Below are 16,793 nucleotides of genomic sequence, written 5' to 3'. Positions count from 1 at the left end.
TGAGAATATTAAGAATTTCCCAGAGTTACTGCTAATTTATCGGCAATTCCGGCTATCCAATTTTCGTCTTGTTTGGTGTAACTGCGGGGTGCATTTGCTCCTAAAATCAATACACCTTGATTGCCGATGGGTTGACAAATCACACCTTGGGTATTATCTGGTAAATAATCAAACTCAATGCGTCCTGGATAAACATTTAATGCTACCAAATACACTGGTTGTTGTTTTTCTAAAACCCGTTTGACAATTGCCCCTGGGATAACTTCTGATTTATTTGCCAGAATGCCGCGACGTAACAAAACTTTGCCCTGATAGAAAACTATGAGCGATCGCGTCACTGTATTAGTTAACAATAAATGTGATGCCCAGGCTAATTCTGTTTTCACGGCTTCTGGTAAATCATCTGCTAACACAAAGCCTTCTTCCCCAATCAGTTCGACTACATCAGGCGATCGCGGCTGCACTTGTTGCCAAATTAAACCAGTTAAAATCAAAACGGCACTCAAAATGACTCCCAAAACATCCCCCCGCGCCTGAGAGTCTGTAAGTTCTGGTGTCAACAAACGATTAACTAGCAACAGCACAGCACCCAAACCCCCAACTACTAAGGGTATACGCCGTACAACTCGATTGGGATCGGATTTAGTCAAGTCGCTTCGCTCCAATTCAAAATTCAAAATTCAAAATTCAAAATTGAAGAGTTTTACTCCCCCTGCTCCCCTGCTCCCTGCTCCCCTGCCTATTCTTCTCCTGGTTCAATTATGCGTTGAAACAAGTAGCCAGTACCGCGCGCAGTGAGTATTAACTCTGGGTTGCTGGGATCATCTTCTAATTTTGCGCGGAGCCGAGAAATATGTACATCAACTACGCGGGTATCTACGTGGCGTTCTGGTGTATATCCCCAAACTTCTTGCAAAATCTCGGAACGGGAAAAGGCTTCACCGGAACGACTGACTAGTAATTCCAACAGGCTAAATTCCATTCCTGTCAATCTGATGCGCTCATCACCCTTGTAGACTTGGCGTTTGTTGGTATCAATCTTGATGTTACCTACGTGAATCACACCAGAACTGGGAATTCCCGATGCGCCTGTTTTGTCTACTCGGCGTAAAACTGAGCGAATCCGCGCTTCTAGTTCTTTGGGGGAGAATGGCTTAACTACGTAGTCATCTGCACCCAATTCTAAACCGGTGATGCGATCGGCTACGTCACCCAAAGCTGTTAGCATGATAATGGGTACGTCTGATTCTTTACGTAACTCTTGACAAACACCATAGCCATCTAGTTTTGGCATCATTACATCCAAAACCACTAAGTCTGGATCAGCTTTGCGAAATGTTTCTAAAGCTTCTTCTCCATCACCAGCAGTGACTACATCGTAGCCAATCATCGACAGGCGCGTCTCTAAAATCCGGCGAATACTGGCTTCATCGTCTACTACCAGAATTTTTTCTTTATGAGTTTCCAAGTTTCTCAACGCTCCTTAACTAAAATTTTTCATGATTAATTTTTAATACCATAATATTAAGATATCATTCTCAGAAATGATTTGGAAAAAGCGGGAAAGTCTTCTATTAATGGGATTTTCAAGTAGCCCAAAAATTAAGGAAAAATTAAGATATTTAATAATATTTAAGATTTAATAATGCCAAAGCCAAAAACTATTTATATTTGTAACGAATGCGGTGCAGAGTCTCCCCAGTGGTTTGGTAAGTGTCCTAATTGTGGTACTTACAATTCCCTAGAAGAACAGATTAGCATCCAATCTTCTGTAGATGTACCTAGTCGGGGGGTAAGCGGTTGGCATTCCGGCCAGGGTAACGGGAAGCCTGCGAATAAACCAGCTAAACCCAGAGCTTCTTTAACATTTGACCAAATTAGCGATCGCCAAGTCACTAGATGGGAATCGGGATATGGTGAGTTAGATCGGGTGTTGGGTGGGGGCGTTGTTCCTGGTTCAATGGTGTTAATTGGTGGCGACCCTGGTATCGGCAAATCTACGCTACTTTTGCAAGTATCAAATCAGCTAGCGCAGAGATACCGCATCCTGTATGTTTCGGGTGAGGAATCAGGACAACAAGTTAAATTAAGGGCTTCGCGTTTAGGTGTGTCTAAACCTTTAAATGTCGTAAGTGATGAAAATGACCAAGAAGAAGAAAAAGAAAAAGAAAAAGAATCATCACCAAGCATAGGTGCAGATTTATACGTCCTGCCAGAAACAGATTTAGAAGAGATTTTACGGGAAGTAGATTCCTTAAAACCAAATGTAGCGGTAATTGACAGTATTCAGACCGTATTTTTCCCCGCTTTAACTTCCGCACCTGGTTCAGTAGCACAAGTCAGGGAATGTACGGCGGCCTTAATGAAGGTGGCAAAACATGAAGATATTACCATGTTAATTGTCGGACACGTAACTAAAGAAGGGGCGATCGCTGGGCCGAAAGTATTAGAACACTTAGTAGATACGGTACTGTATTTTGAAGGCGATCGCTTCGCCTCCCATCGTTTGTTACGGACAGTCAAAAACCGCTTCGGTGCAACCCACGAAATCGGGATTTTTGAGATGGTGGAAAACGGACTCCGTGAAGTCCCTAACCCCAGCGAGTTATTTTTAGGCAACCGTGACGACCCCGCACCAGGCACAGCTATTGTAGTAGCTTGTGAAGGTACACGCCCCATCGTAGTTGAGTTACAAGCCTTAGTTAGTCCCACCAGTTACCCCTCACCACGTCGGGCTGGAACGGGTATAGATTATAACCGACTAGTGCAGATTCTCGCCGTTTTAGAAAAGCGTGTCGGGATACCCATGTCCAAATTAGATTCCTACGTTGCTTCGGCTGGGGGGTTAAATGTGGGAGAACCAGCCGTAGATTTAGGAATTGCTATTGCCATAGTTGCGAGTTTCCGCGATCGCATAGTAGATCCAGGTACAGTATTAATCGGTGAAGTCGGCTTGGGTGGACAAGTGCGCGCCGTTTCTCAGATGGAACTGAGGTTAAAAGAAGCCGCTAAACTAGGATTTAAAAGAGCGATCGTCCCTAAAGGTCAAAAATTCCCCAACTTTGACATCGAAATTGTACCAGTCTCCAAAGTCATAGATGCCATCATCGCCGCCATCCCCCACCAAGAATTAACAGCCGAAGACTTAGAGTTAGACGAAGAAGAATAGGTTACAGGTTACAGAAGTATGAAGAAATAATTTTTTCTTTCCCCTACACCCCTATACCCTTACACCCCCACACCCCTAAACATGACAGCCACTATCATTCCCAACTACCAAATCTCCTGGGAAAAGCTACCCGAAGATTACAAGCTACCAGATGAACCAGTAGACAACATCAACCAACCATTTCTCGCAGCCGCACTCACCCAAAGTTTAGAATTAGCGGGAAAAATGCCACCTAACGCCCTAACAACGACAAATTACGGTATTTGCGCCACATTAAATGGCAAAACTGTTGTTAAAGCCCCCGATTGGGCATATATTCCCAACATCACAGTTAGTAGAGAAGAAGTAACCCGCAGTTACACCCCGCAACTAGAGGGAGACATCCCGGTAATTGTCATCGAATTTTTATCTGATACCGATGGCAGTGAATATTCTAGTAAACCGACTTACCCCCCTGGTAAATGGTTTTTTTATGAATGTGTCTTAAAAGTACCGAGTTACGCCATCTTTGAACCCAACACAGGAGAGTTAGAAGTATATCGCCTAGATCAAAAGACAGGTAGATATAGCCTACAAACCCCCAACGAGAACCAACATTACTTAATAACCGAGATGAATCTTGACCTTGGCGTATGGCAAGGTACGCGTGAAAACCGCACAGGTAATTGGTTACGCTGGTGGGATGAAAGCGGACAATTACTACTATGGGGTTCGGAGTTAGTTGAAAAAGAACGCCAACGCGTTGAACAAGAACGACAACGCGCTGAACAGGAACGCCAACGCGCCGAAAGATTAGCCGCACAACTACGCGCCGCAGGAATTGAGCCGGAAGATTAGACTTATTATCAACAATTTATCAATTGCGATCACCTCCGGTGGGCGTGTACGCCATCGCCTCCAGCGTACCCACCTAGCTAGATGACATCAATCTAGCTTTTTTGTTGTTTGAATTTATCAAATTAACTACGAAATAATACTAGGTTTAGACAATCTATAGCTGTAAAATCCCTGCTAAATAGGGCTATAAAAATATTTTGAAAATACTTGACTTGTATAAAAATATACTTTAGTATATTTTCAGCATGATAAAGGCGATCGCGGTATCCGACCAAGAATTTTGCGATCGCCTTTATGTAGCTCCCAATACAGGAGATAAATACAATGATGGCACAATTACAACAATCTGCCCAATCCAAGTTAGAGCAGTTTTTAGGCGAAAACACAGATACACCAAGCCTTAATCAACCAAATCAACAACCATTACCCCAGAGAGAACCGATTAAACATCTACTGATAGGCTCACACAAAACCGTCACCAGTACCATTCACTACTTACAGGTAATTGGTTACGCCAGCGTCGGTGAATGGAGTCCACTGTTACCCACCGCTAACCCAGGCGAAGTTATGAGTATTTTAATTCGGCAAATTCTCATTTAATAGTTTTAGAACCCTGACTTATCCCAAAAGTCGGGGTTTTTGACAAATCAATATTCTATTCCCCTGCTTGTTGTTTCAAAAAAGCGACATTCCCCAATTCCTCGGCTAACTCTTGATCTGTATATTGCATAAAATCAACCTGGTAGCGTGATAATGCCTGAATAAACTCAGCACGCGTTAGTCCCGCTATTTCTGCGGCTTTAGCTTGTGGGATTTCCCCTAATTCATACCATTTAACTGCTGCGGCGATTCGCATTTCTTGGATAAACTCTTCAGGATTTTTGCGAAGTGCCGAAAAGACTGTTTCGGGTAATTGAATTGGGACTGTTCGCATAAATTTTTCTTGAGTTAAGAAATTTCAATATCTGGTAATACGATTCAGTTAACGGGAAAATTAGGTTGGGTTAAGCGATAGCAAACCCAAAAAAGCCTTTATAATGTTGGGTTTCGTTCCTCAGATCAACTTACTACTATGCTGTAATTGGTTTTTTCATAATGCAGGCAACTTCACCATAACCAGGATTGCCAGTTAAACCTTGTAAATTATTATGTTCTATATCTTCATCTTGACCAAGCTTGCTTGTCCATTTACCATCGGGTAATTGTCTAGCAACATGAGTTGGTATTTTGCTGGAGTTCACATATATTGAGATTTTTTGAAATCCTGTTTCTAAAGAAGAATCGCTACAGATTTCATAACCAAGTGTGCGAAATGCTGCTTGAAAAGCCTCAAGAGTTTCTTCTCTGGGGATATCTGGCGGCCAGTATTCTTCATATTGAGCATCTGACCACCACCATCTTTCATCATCTTCTGCTGCCCAAGCAACACAGTTATAGTCAGTTGTATCTGGACTTGTCAGCTTATAACCGTCAATAACTAGTTTGGGAAAATCACGTTCAATAAAAGATTTTACATAGCTATCCCAAGCGTTATTACCTACCACTGATAACCCCTTTGTCTACCCCATTCTAGCCAAGCTCTAGTCATTTCTTTTGTATTTCCTCTATACTGCGAAGGCACAGGATCAACTCTTGCAATAGATTTTAATGCCCAAAACCAACGCCCTGATTTCTTTTCCAGTTCTCTGAGTAGCAAAGGTATAACAGTTTCACCCATTCCTATAATCTGTTGATACGCAGGGTGCATTGACATTTGATTAGTAGACGAGACACCACGATTTTCTTCACGCCATTGCTGGGCTAGTGTCATGAAAGTTGATTCTATTTCAGCTTGATTAGAAATTTGCAGTTCCTGTTTTCTAGTCAGTTGTGCTGCATAGGCAACAGCAGCTTGAACATCTTGTAATGTCAGTGGTGGGTAATCTTTGACTATTTCCTCAAATGTCAATCCTTCAGCGATGTTATCAAGGATGACTGAAACCATCACTTGTGTACCTGTAATATGCGGTTTACCATGACAGGTTTGAGGATTGATACTAATGTGTTCTTGCCAGTTAGTCATGGTTTTGAGTGTTTTTGGTTAAAGCTGTTTATAGGCGTTTACTCTTTTGACTTACTACACTCAGATATCTAAACACTGAAATTCATCAACCTAAGTTATCTATTTAGTAACTAGTGAAGAGATAAGGAAGTATTCTCAATCAACTTGGGCAAACTAAGAATGACGAGACACAAACTAGAACTTAGTTATTTATACTTAGTAATCATAAATGTTACAAGTTAAAGTTCTCGTCATCAACCTCATATAGAGATATTTTATTTTTTAGCTAGACAAAAGGATAATTTTATGGCTGAATTAGAAAATTTACTTAGTGAATTGCCAAACATTATTGATGAACTCAATCTTAATATTGGCAGTCGTAAAAAAATGAAAGATGAAATATTAAGACTAAATCATATTTTATCCAGTTTAGGCACAATACAAGAAGCAATTGAGTCAGAATTGGGATTTGAAAAAATAAAAAATGCAGCAATAGGAGCATTGCCATTTTTAGGTACAGTAGCCAGCGTTTTTATTCCTGGTGGTTTTCTAGTAGATGCTATGATTGCCGGTGGAGCAAGCTTGCTTGCAGAAAAATTTGGAAATACAGATACAGAAATAACTTTGAGCGATTTACAAGATAAAATGTATGAATGGATTGGGTGGGTACATGATCTAAAAGAAATAGCTGAACACATTCTACACGATGGTGATGTTCTCAATCAAATTAATACTAATCTTAATAGTTATAATATAAACAACAAATTACAAAAAATTAATAATTTAATAAAAATAAATTTAGCACTTAATAATTCTGATTTATTAATTCAGCAAATTAATCAAATTACTCATGCTCAAGATGATTTAATCAAATTACAACAAAAGTTAGTGCATACTTCTGATATTTTAAAAAACAGTAACGATATTTATCAATTGTTAATTGGTTTATCTAATTTTTATGGAAATGCTGGTCTTTCTTTAGAATGGCTTGATGATGAGCATGGGTTAATTGTTGCAAGTTCTGGTGAACTTACATCATTAGCAGAAATCATCAGCAATTGTGAATATTTTCAAGAAAAAGTTGGAGATTTAATTTTAAATGGGAATGATCTGAGAACTCAAGCTGAAGAAGCTTTACATCGTTTAGAAAATAATCATAAAAACCAACATGAACTGAATAAACAGAACTTAAAGCAAAATCAAGGTATAAAAATAGAAACTATAAATCAAAAGCAAAAAAAATATATTTTTAAATCATCAATAATTATTGCATTGATTAGTACAATATCAGCGTTTGTTGGAGCTTGGATAGTTAAGGATAAGTTACCACAAATCCAACAAATTTTATTAAATACTAGTCTGGAAGAAAATGCCATTACAAATTTTAAATCTGCACAAAAGATGGGTATGGAAGCATCGTTAATGGTTCAAAATCCTCCTCATCCTCTGCAAGTTTGGCAAAATTCACACATCAAATGGCAAGAAGCTATCTCTTTATTAGAAAAAATCCCTGAAGGTACATCTGTATATAAACAGGCAACAACACAAATATCTACTTATCAAAATAACAGTCAAGCTATATTAAAAAGAATATTAACTGAAAAGAAAGCATTAGATGATTTTGAATCTGCTCAGAAATTAGCCATTGAAGCTGCTATTTTAGGGCAAAATCCTCCTCATCCAGCTATAGTTTGGAAACAAGCAAGAGATAAGTGGCAACAAGCGATTAATTTATTAGAAACAATTCCAGAGAGTACATTTGTTTCTACAAAAGCTAAAGAAAAGCTATCTATTTATAAAAATAATTACTCTGCTGTTAGTACACAGGTAAAAAATTAGTTTTTATACATTGAATGAATATCAAAGGATTTTTATTTTTACCCTCTGATAAAAAATCCCCCACCTTGCGGCAGGGGATTTTTGATTACTTTCCTACAAAACTAGCAGCCAGATCAACCGAACTTACCAGCAGTAGAAGCAATGAGGAAAGCTGCATAGGTGACGACGTAGCCGACGGTGAAGTGAGCTAGACCAACTACACGAGCTTGAACGATGGAGAGAGCAACGGGTTTGTCTTTCCAGCGAACGAGGTTAGCGATAGGAGTACGTTCGTGCGCCCAAACTAGGGTTTCGATCAACTCTTGCCAGTAACCTCTCCAGGAGATGAGGAACATGAAGCCAGTAGCCCAGATTAGGTGTCCGAAGAGGAACATCCAAGCCCAGACAGACAGGTTGTTCACGCCGTAGGGGTTGTAACCGTTGATCAACTGAGCAGAGTTAGCCCAGAGGTAATCACGGAACCAGCCCATTAAGTATGTAGAGTTTTCGTTGAACTGAGCAACGTTACCTTGCCAAATACCCAGGTGTTTCCAGTGCCAGTAGAAGGTTAACCAACCTACTGTGTTTAACGCCCAGAACAGAGCTAGGTAGAAGGAGTCCCAAGCGGAGATGTCGCAAGTACCGCCACGACCGGGGCCGTCGCAAGGGAAGGCATAGCCGAAGTCCTTTTTATCGGGCATCAGCTTAGAACCACGAGCATCCAAAGCACCTTTGACTAGGATGAGGGTGGTGGTGTGGAGACCGAGAGCGATCGCATGGTGTACCAAGAAGTCGCCAGGGCCAATTGTTAAGAACAAGGAGTTGGTGCCAGCGTTAATGGCATCTAACCAACCAGGCAACCAGACGTTTGCATAGTTGGGGTAAGCTGTGTAGGCAACGCTTTCTGGGTTGGACAACAGAACATCCAATCCGTAGAGTACCTTACCATTCGCAGCTTGAACGAACTGAGCAAATACTGGCTCAATTAGGATTTGCTTTTCAGGAGTACCGAAAGCAACTACTACGTCGTTGTGAACGTATAAACCAAGGGTGTGGAAGCCTAAGAAGAGAGATACCCAGCTTAAGTGAGAGATCAATGCTTCTTTGTGCTGTAACATCCGCTCAAGTACGTTGCCTTTGTTTTGTTCGGGATCATAGTCACGAACTAAGAAAATTGCACCGTGAGCAAACGCACCAACCATTAAGAAAATCGCAATGTATTGGTGGTGGGTGTACAGAGCTGCCTGTGTGGTGTAGTCCTTAGCGATGAACGCATAGGAAGGCATAGAGTACATATGCTGTGCCACCCAGGAGGTAACAACGCCTAAACAAGCCAAGTGCCAACCTAATTGGAAGTGCAGAGAGTTGTTGTAGGTGTCATAAATGCCTTGGTGGGGCATATTGAAGGGACCTTCAACGGGCTTGCCAAAGAAAGTTTTGGCATTCATCATCTCTTTGATGCTGTGACCGATACCGAAGTTGGTGCGATACATATGACCAGCAACGATAAACAGAACAGCGATCGCCAAGTGGTGATGAGCGATGTCGGTCAACCACAGAGATTCTGTCTGAGGATGGAAACCACCTAAGAAGGTCAGAATCGCTGTACCAGCACCAGTAGATGTGCTGAAGATATGACCTGCTGTATCAGGGTTTTGGGCGTAAACGCTCCAGTTACCTGTAAAGAAGGGTTGTAAACCTGCTGGGTGGGGTGCAGTAGTTAAGAAGTTATCCCAACCTACGTGCTGTCCGCGAGCTTCGGGGATAGCAACGTGAATTAAGTGACCTGCCCAAGCCAGAGAGCTAACGCCAAACAAACCAGCAAGGTGGTGATTGAGGCGAGATTCAGCACTCTTGAACCAGGCGAGGCTGGGACGGAACTTGGGTTGCAAGTGCAACCAGCCAGCAAATAAACAGAGGGCAGCGAATAATAACAGACCTAATGAACCGATGTACAGTTCTTGGTTTGTCCGCATACCGATGGTGTACCACCAATGGTAAACACCAGAGTAAGCAATGTTTACAGGATTACTAGCACCAGCTTGGGTAAATGCTTCAATAGCGGGTTTACCGAAGTGGGGGTCCCAAATCGCGTGGGCGATGGGGCGGACGTGTAGAGGATCTTTAATCCACTGTTCAAAGTTACCTTGCCAGGCTACATGGAACAGGAGGCTAGAAGCCCAAAGGAAAATGATTGCCAGGTGTCCGAAGTGGGTAGCGAAAATCTTTTGGTAAAGATTTTCTTCGGTCATACCGTCATGGCTTTCAAAGTCGTTGCCCATCGCGATCGCATACCATATGCGCCGCGTAGTTGGGTCCTGTGCGAGATCCTGGCTAAATTTTGGAAATTTTGTTGCCATAGGTTTGATATTTCCTCTGACCTTTAGCCATCAGGTTTCAGCTTTTGGAGTTCTGAGCTTTGAGTTCTAAGTTTTGATCACTCAGCACTCACAACTCAGCACTCAGCACTCCGTAAACTGATTGCTATCCTACTGAAAGAATGTGTGCGTGGAAGAATGCCCAGGTTGTGGCAATCCCTCCCAGGAGGTAGTGAGCTACACCAACTGCACGACCTTGAGTGATGCTCAAAGCGCGGGGTTGGATTGCTGGAGCTACCTTCAGTTTATTATGCGCCCAAACGATGGACTCAATTAGCTCTTGCCAGTAGCCACGACCACTGAACAAGAACATTAAGCTGAATGCCCAAACGAAGTGTGCGCCGAGGAACATGAGTCCGTAAGCAGACAAAGCACTACCGTAGGAGTTGATTACTTGTGAAGCTTGCGCCCACAAGAAATCACGCAACCAGCCGTTGATGGTGATGGCACTTTGGGCAAAGTTACCACCAGTAATATGAGACACATTACCAGCTGCGTCTACTGTTCCCCAAACATCAGATTGCATCTTCCAGCTGAAGTGGAAAATTACAATTGACAAGGAATTGTACATCCAGAACAGTCCGAGGAACACGTGATCCCAACCGGAAACTTGGCAGGTACCGCCACGGCCTGGACCGTCGCAAGGGAAGCGGAAGCCTAAGTTGGCTTTATCGGGGATCAAGCGAGAACTGCGGGCGAATAGTACACCTTTGAGCAGAATCAGTACAGTTACGTGGATGGTGAAAGCATGGATGTGGTGAACGAGGAAGTCGGCAGTACCCAAAGCGATGGGCATCATTGCGACTTTGCCACCCACAGCCACAATACCGCCGCCAAAAGCATAGCTAACTGCTTCTAAAGCGTTGGGAGCTGTACCACCAGGAGCTAGTGTATGCAGATTCTGCACCCACTGAGCAAATACTGGCTGCAACTGAATTGCTGTGTCGGAGAACATATCTTGGGGACGACCCAATGCACGCATTGTGTCGTTGTGGATGTATAGACCAAAGCTGTGGAAGCCTAAGAAAATACAAACCCAGTTCAGGTGAGAAATAATTGCATCCCGGTGACGAATCACCCGATCCAGAACGTTGTTTTGGTTAACAACTGGATCGTAATCACGCACCATGAAGATGGCAGCGTGAGCAGCACCGCCCACAATCAAGAATCCGCCGATCCACATATGGTGGGTGAACAAGCACAACTGAGTTGCGTAGTCAGTCGCCAAGTAGGGATAGGGGGGCATCGCGTACATATGATGCGCGATGATGATGGTCAAAGAACCTAAGAAAGCTAGGTTAGTTGCCAATTGAGCGTGCCAGGAGGTGGTCATGTTCTCATAAAGACCCTTGTGACCTTCCCCAGTGAAGGGGCCTTTGTGGTTTTCGAGGATCTCTTTGATGCTGTGACCAATTCCCCAGTTAGTGCGGTATTGATGACCAGCGATGATGAAGAGTACAGCGATCGCTAGGTGGTGGTGAGAGATGTCAGTCAACCACAAGCCGCCGGTAACAGGGTTTAAACCACCCTTGAAGGTCAAGAAGTCAGCATACTGACCCCAGTTCAAGGTGAAGAATGGTGTTAAACCACTGGCAAAGCCGGGGAACTGCTCAATCAACAGGTCTTTGTTCAGGATGAACTCATGGGGCAAGGGGATGTCTTTAACAGCCACACCTGCATCCAAAAGCTTGTTGATTGGGGCGGAGACGTGAATCAAGTGACCAGCCCATCCCAAAGAACCGCAGCCTAACAGCACTTGCAGGTGGTGGTTCAGCATGGACTCCACATTCTGGAACCATTCCAGTTTAGGAGCGCGTTTGTGGTAGTGGAACCAACCAGCAAACAAGAACAAACCTGCTAGCACTAGGCCACCGATAGCGGTGCAGTACAACTGGAAGGAGTTGGTAATCCCCCAGCCCCGCCATACTTGGAACAAGCCAGAGGTGATTTGAATACCGTGGAATCCACCACCAACATCACCGTTTAAGATGTCTTGTCCCACAATTGGCCAAACAACTTGCGCGCTGGGTTTTACACCCAAGGGGTCGCTCAACCAGGCTTCGTAGTTAGAAAACTTCGCGCCGTGGAATATCATCCCGCTTAACCAAATGGTCACAACGGCCAGGTGTCCGAAGTGAGCCGCAAAAATCTTGCGGGAAATGTCTTCTAAATCGCTTGTATGTGTATCAAAATCGTGGGCGAGGGCATGAAGGTTCCAAATCCATGTGGTGGTTTTGGGGCCTCTAGCTAAGGATTTGTCGAAGTGTCCAGGTTGCGCCCATTTTTCCAATGAGGTTGGTACTGGATCGTTATCAACTATCACTCTTGCTTTTTTTTCCTCTCGCTCCGGAGGACTAATCGTCATTCGACCTCCTCTCTAGATAAGGAATGAGGAATCATGAAACCACAGAGAGAACCGCGATCGCTTCCCACAGAATTTTTCTGGAGCCGCGATGAAGACGCTATGTGGAAATTTGTTTCTGTTGAATTATAAAGTCTTCACTTGTACATTGTTGGAGAGATTTTAACAATAATTCAAAATCCCCAGAATAATTGTCTTACTTGCCTTTTACCTGCAAACTATTTGCCAAAAAGTCAATACTTTATCTATTTAATTTACAAACAATAACAATTCGTAAAATTTATCCTTTGATACATCGGAAGCCCAGTCCACAGCAGGCTCTAGCACTTGGTATATTTGTTTATCAATGAATTTGATTGGTTATTTAAATACTTAATCAATACAAGATGTAAATAATCTAACGTTTATTATGTCGATTTTAGACATTCATGGTATGCAAGACAGATTTAACCTTTAAGACCGTAGTTTGCAGAAGATAATATCGGTCAAAATAATCAAGCAATTGTCAAAAATAATCATCGGGTATCAGCCATGAACCACAGGCAGAGAGAAGTTAGAGCCGAGGCTTCGTCGGCTCGAAACTTCGGAGAGGCAAGAGGCAGGGGGCAGGGGGCAGGGGGCAGGGGTCAGGAGTGCAAGAGGCTAGGGGAGATTTTGCTCCCAAAGCCCAAAGCCCAAAACCTCATCCCCTACACCCCTACACCCCTACACCCCTACACCCTTTTTTCACCTATGTTGAGGTGGCTAATTACACTATTGTTCGTCTTGAGCTTGGCTAGTTGTGGAGAAAAAAGCGTTGGACAGGAAGTATCTGTTCAGGACAAAGACCAAACTCAACAAATATCTCGGCAGTTTTCTGAAGTATCGCCACCATCAGTTATTCAACAACTACGGTCAACTTTAGAAGCCTATCGGCCACAAGTCCAAATTATTACGCCCCAACCTGATGAGATTCTCACAGACAACAAAGTGACAGTCCGGCTTCAAGTTAAAGATTTACCGATTTTTCAGCATCCACAATGGCAACTTGGCCCTTATTTGCATTTAATAGTTGATAATCAGCCTGATATTCCTATTCATGACTTAGAAAAGCCCCTAGTATTGTCAGACCTATCCCCAGGTACTCATACTCTACGGGTCTTTGCGTCTCGCCCTTGGCACGAGAGTTTTAAAAATGCAGGTGCTTATGCCAAGACAACATTCCATTTATTCACTAAAACTGACGACAATAACCCTGATCCATCCCTACCCCTGTTAACCTACAACAGTCCTCAAGGTAGTTATGGTGCAGAACCCATCTTGTTAGACTTTTACCTGACTAACGCGCCTCTACACTTGCGCTCTGAAGATAATACAAATGACTTATTCAGTGATTGGCGGATTCGCTGCACGATTAACGGTGAAAGTTTCGTACTCGATCGCTGGCAGTCAGTTTACCTCAAAGGCTTTAAACCGGGCGTGAACTGGGTGAAGTTAGAATTCCTCGATAATCAGGGAAACCCAGTCAAAAATGCTTTTAACACCACAGTTAGACTAGTTAACTACCAACCGAAGGGTAAAGACACACTCTCTAGAATTACCAGAGGCGAATTAACGGCTGATGAGGTACGCAGTATCGTAGATTCCTCCTATACAGCTAAACAACCAGTCACAGAACCTACACCAGAAACTCAGCCAACGCCTGAAGTTATAGAAACACCACAACCAGAAATTGCACCTAGTTCCAAACCGACCGAATCACCTACACTGACCACACCTGAAGTAGAACAACCTGAAAATACTGAGTTAGAACCTAAATCTCCAAAGTCATTCCCTACCCCAATTCCAACTCCTACACCACAACCAGAAGTCACAGCAACACCATCACCCATCACTCCTGAACCCAAGCCAGAAGAGAAACCAACAGCATTACCATCACCTATTACTCCTGAACCCCAGCCAGAAGTTACAACACCACCACCCAGCATTAACCCTGAACTACAACCGGAGGAGAAACCAACAGCATTACCATCACCCAGCGTTACCCCTGAAGCTCAGATAGAAATAACGCCAACACCATCACCAAACATGACTGCTGAACCCCAGCCAGAGGTAGTACCTCAGCCTCAAGTTAAGGAAGAATTACCACCACCAGTTACAAATCAACCTTCTCCCACTCCTACCCCAGAATCTCAACCAGAGGTCAAGGACGCTGAATCATCTGAACAACCTGCCAATAAACCCAAAAAGGTGAATTTGAGAGATTATTTCCAAAGGCGATCGCGTCCTGCATCTGGAGAATAGGTCATAGGGTATTGGGCATGGGGCATTGGGTGGTTGTATTGGTTCTCCCCTGCCCCCCTGCACCCCTGCACCCTGCCTACTCTTCTCCTGATTCAATGAAAAATACTCAACTCTAGCTTTTGAGCTAACAGTTCTACAAACGCGATCGCTGCTATGGGATTACCGATACGATCTAAAACCGGATTGTAACAAGCGATCGCTCCTTCCCCTGGTAATATCGCTAATAACCCACCACCGATCCCCGACTTCATCGGTAGTCCAATTTTGATTGCTAATAACGGTGAAGCTTCGTATAAACCGCAGGTTAACATCACACCATTGACTATCTGACGGTGCTGTGATGGTATCTTCTGGTGCTGACAGGCTAAAAGTTTTCCGAGTAGGCTTAAATCTTGGACAGTTCCAGAAAACAGCATACTTGTTCATATATGTCAAGAGCAATATCGGGATTTGTAATATTTCCTGTCTGAGCTAAATGATTAGCGATCGCCTGATTTACTGGAGAACGAGATGACCTAACTGAAGCCAGTATGACTTCATCTAGCTGGAGTTGACAGCCAGCCGATTGATTTAACCATTGACAAAAAGATTGAACGCGATCGCTAGCATCCCTTCCTGGTAACTTATCAGCCAAAGTAATCGCACCGCTATTAATCATCGGGTTGCGGGGTTTACCACCATCAGCCACTAACTGTTCTAAAGAATTGAATGGTGCATCAGATGGTTCAACACCTACCCATTGCAGCACTTGTTCTGCACCAAATTGTTCTAGCAGATAGAGTAGAGAGAAAGACTTGATGACACTCATCAGTGGAAATACACAAGCCGTATCTCCAAAACTGTAGCTTGGTGTGGATTCGCAGCAAATGTGGACTGCAAACCAACGGGGATCAGCCTTAGCTAATTGCGGAATGCGATCGCAAACTTTCCCCAAATGCGTTTGAGTTTTCGCTAATTCCACCCAATCACGTAAATCGTCGGTATTTAATTTCTCAAATTTGCTCACAGCAGACACAACCCCGAAAAAATATCAGATTTAACTGTCAGCCTTTATTTTGAATTAATTTATGATTTCTCGTGTCAGATCCCCAGAACTACCGCAAAATTTTATATGGTTTAATACTGAGCAACCAATATTACTCAAAAAACTTAGGGGTAGAGTCGTCATTTTAGATTTTTGGACATACTGTTGTATCAATTGTCTTCATGTTTTACCAGACCTCAAGTATCTAGAGCAGAAATATCAAGACAGTCTGACAGTCATCGGTGTTCACTCTGCTAAATTTGACAACGAACAAGAAACCGAAAACATCCGCCAAGCCATCCTGCGTTACGACATCGAACATCCGGTGATAGTAGACAAGAATTTTCGTGTTTGGCAAGAATATACAGTACGTGCTTGGCCTACATTCATCGTCATTGACCCAGATGGTTACGTAATTGCTACTATTTCTGGTGAAGGTAATCGTGATACTTTAGACCAACTGATTGCAAAGTTGATTCAAGAACATCAACACAAAGGTACACTTAACTTTCAAGAACTCAGGCTGACTTTAGAAAAACAGCGACAACCATTAATCACACCTCTGGCTTTTCCAGGTAAAGTATTGGCTACCCCAGCAGCGTTGTATATTGCTGACTCTGGACACCATCGTATCGTGATGAGTTCTGTGGATGGCGAAATTATTCATGTAATTGGTAATGGGAAAGCTGGTTTGACAGATGGTGATTTTTCAACAGCACAGTTTTCTGCACCCCAAGGAATGACATTTGATGTCAGCAATCAAATTCTGTATGTTGCTGATACCGAGAATCATGCAATACGTCGAGTTGATCTGCAACATCAATTAGTAGAAACCATCGCCGGGACTGGTGAACAAAGCCGTCATATTCACCCTCATGGGG

At 43.1% G+C, this 16,793-nt stretch carries 13 protein-coding genes and 1 pseudogene; 6 read left to right on the top strand and 8 right to left on the bottom strand.

Annotated elements, in window-relative coordinates:
• Positions 1-8: 8 nt before the first annotated feature.
• Positions 9-650, bottom strand: coding sequence for a cofactor assembly of complex C subunit B (locus CV014_RS15775; protein ID WP_236142899.1), 642 nt, complete (start codon positions 648-650; stop codon positions 9-11).
• Between the two features lie 89 nt (positions 651-739).
• Positions 740-1,468 carry a response regulator transcription factor RpaB gene (rpaB, locus tag CV014_RS15770; protein ID WP_103135659.1) on the bottom strand — a complete coding sequence of 243 codons (729 nt, stop codon included), beginning with the start codon at positions 1,466-1,468 and terminating at the stop codon, positions 740-742.
• A gap of 177 nt (positions 1,469-1,645) precedes the next feature.
• On the opposite strand from rpaB, the gene radA reads away from it, so the two are divergent.
• The 3 genes from radA (at position 1,646) to CV014_RS15755 (ending at position 4,606) form a co-directional block, all read left to right on the top strand.
• Positions 1,646-3,169: a DNA repair protein RadA gene (radA, locus tag CV014_RS15765; RefSeq protein ID WP_236142898.1), complete on the top strand. Its 1,524-nt coding sequence runs from the start codon at positions 1,646-1,648 to the stop codon at positions 3,167-3,169.
• An 81-nt stretch (positions 3,170-3,250) separates the two neighbouring features.
• Positions 3,251-4,006, top strand: coding sequence for a Uma2 family endonuclease (locus CV014_RS15760; protein WP_236142897.1), 756 nt, complete (start codon positions 3,251-3,253; stop codon positions 4,004-4,006).
• 324 nt (positions 4,007-4,330) lie between these two features.
• Positions 4,331-4,606, top strand: a complete 276-nt coding sequence (locus CV014_RS15755; RefSeq protein ID WP_236142896.1) for a hypothetical protein — start codon at positions 4,331-4,333, stop codon at positions 4,604-4,606.
• A gap of 55 nt (positions 4,607-4,661) precedes the next feature.
• On the opposite strand, the gene CV014_RS15750 is transcribed toward CV014_RS15755, so the two are convergent.
• The 3 genes from CV014_RS15750 to CV014_RS15740 all read right to left on the bottom strand — a co-directional run bounded on the left by CV014_RS15750 (position 4,662) and on the right by CV014_RS15740 (position 6,068).
• Complete coding sequence (locus tag CV014_RS15750) at positions 4,662-4,940, bottom strand: UPF0175 family protein (protein ID WP_236142895.1); 279 nt, start codon at positions 4,938-4,940, stop codon at positions 4,662-4,664.
• 136 nt (positions 4,941-5,076) lie between these two features.
• Positions 5,077-5,550 carry a DUF7689 domain-containing protein gene (locus CV014_RS15745; protein ID WP_236142894.1) on the bottom strand — a complete coding sequence of 158 codons (474 nt, stop codon included), beginning with the start codon at positions 5,548-5,550 and terminating at the stop codon, positions 5,077-5,079.
• Positions 5,544-6,068, bottom strand: coding sequence for a DUF433 domain-containing protein (locus tag CV014_RS15740; RefSeq protein ID WP_236142893.1), 525 nt, complete (start codon positions 6,066-6,068; stop codon positions 5,544-5,546). Before CV014_RS15740 ends, CV014_RS15745 begins: the two co-directional genes overlap by 7 nt.
• A 285-nt stretch (positions 6,069-6,353) precedes the next feature.
• On the opposite strand from CV014_RS15740, the gene CV014_RS15735 reads away from it, so the two are divergent.
• The gene (locus tag CV014_RS15735) at positions 6,354-7,886 is read left to right on the top strand and encodes a hypothetical protein (RefSeq protein WP_236142892.1); all 1,533 of its coding nucleotides are present in this window, start codon (positions 6,354-6,356) and stop codon (positions 7,884-7,886) included.
• Between the two features lie 113 nt (positions 7,887-7,999).
• Here CV014_RS15735 and psaB read toward each other — a convergent pair whose 3' ends face one another.
• Entirely contained in the window at positions 8,000-10,225 is a 2,226-nt protein-coding gene (gene psaB / locus CV014_RS15730) for a photosystem I core protein PsaB (RefSeq protein ID WP_236142891.1), read from the bottom strand.
• A 124-nt stretch (positions 10,226-10,349) separates the two neighbouring features.
• Positions 10,350-12,608, bottom strand: coding sequence for a photosystem I core protein PsaA (gene psaA, locus CV014_RS15725; RefSeq protein ID WP_236142890.1), 2,259 nt, complete (start codon positions 12,606-12,608; stop codon positions 10,350-10,352).
• A gap of 729 nt (positions 12,609-13,337) precedes the next feature.
• Between psaA and CV014_RS15720 the strand changes: the two genes are divergently transcribed.
• On the top strand, positions 13,338-14,888 hold the full coding sequence (locus tag CV014_RS15720; protein ID WP_236142926.1) for a hypothetical protein: 1,551 nt from the start codon (positions 13,338-13,340) through the stop codon (positions 14,886-14,888).
• A gap of 92 nt (positions 14,889-14,980) precedes the next feature.
• On the opposite strand, the pseudogene CV014_RS15715 reads toward CV014_RS15720, so the two are convergent.
• Positions 14,981-15,894: pseudogene (locus CV014_RS15715) on the bottom strand (glutaminase).
• Positions 15,895-15,955: 61 nt separating this feature from the next.
• On the opposite strand from CV014_RS15715, the gene CV014_RS15710 reads away from it, so the two are divergent.
• Positions 15,956-16,793: thioredoxin-like domain-containing protein (locus CV014_RS15710; protein ID WP_236142889.1), on the top strand; the 838-nt coding region annotated here is incomplete at its 3' end.

This window comes from Nostoc sp. CMAA1605, assembly GCF_021596505.1.
In the GTDB taxonomy this organism is placed as follows: Bacteria; Cyanobacteriota; Cyanobacteriia; order Cyanobacteriales; family Nostocaceae; genus Trichormus.
Note: the sequence above shows the minus strand (reverse complement) of the source record. Positions and strands in the feature narration are given on the sequence as shown.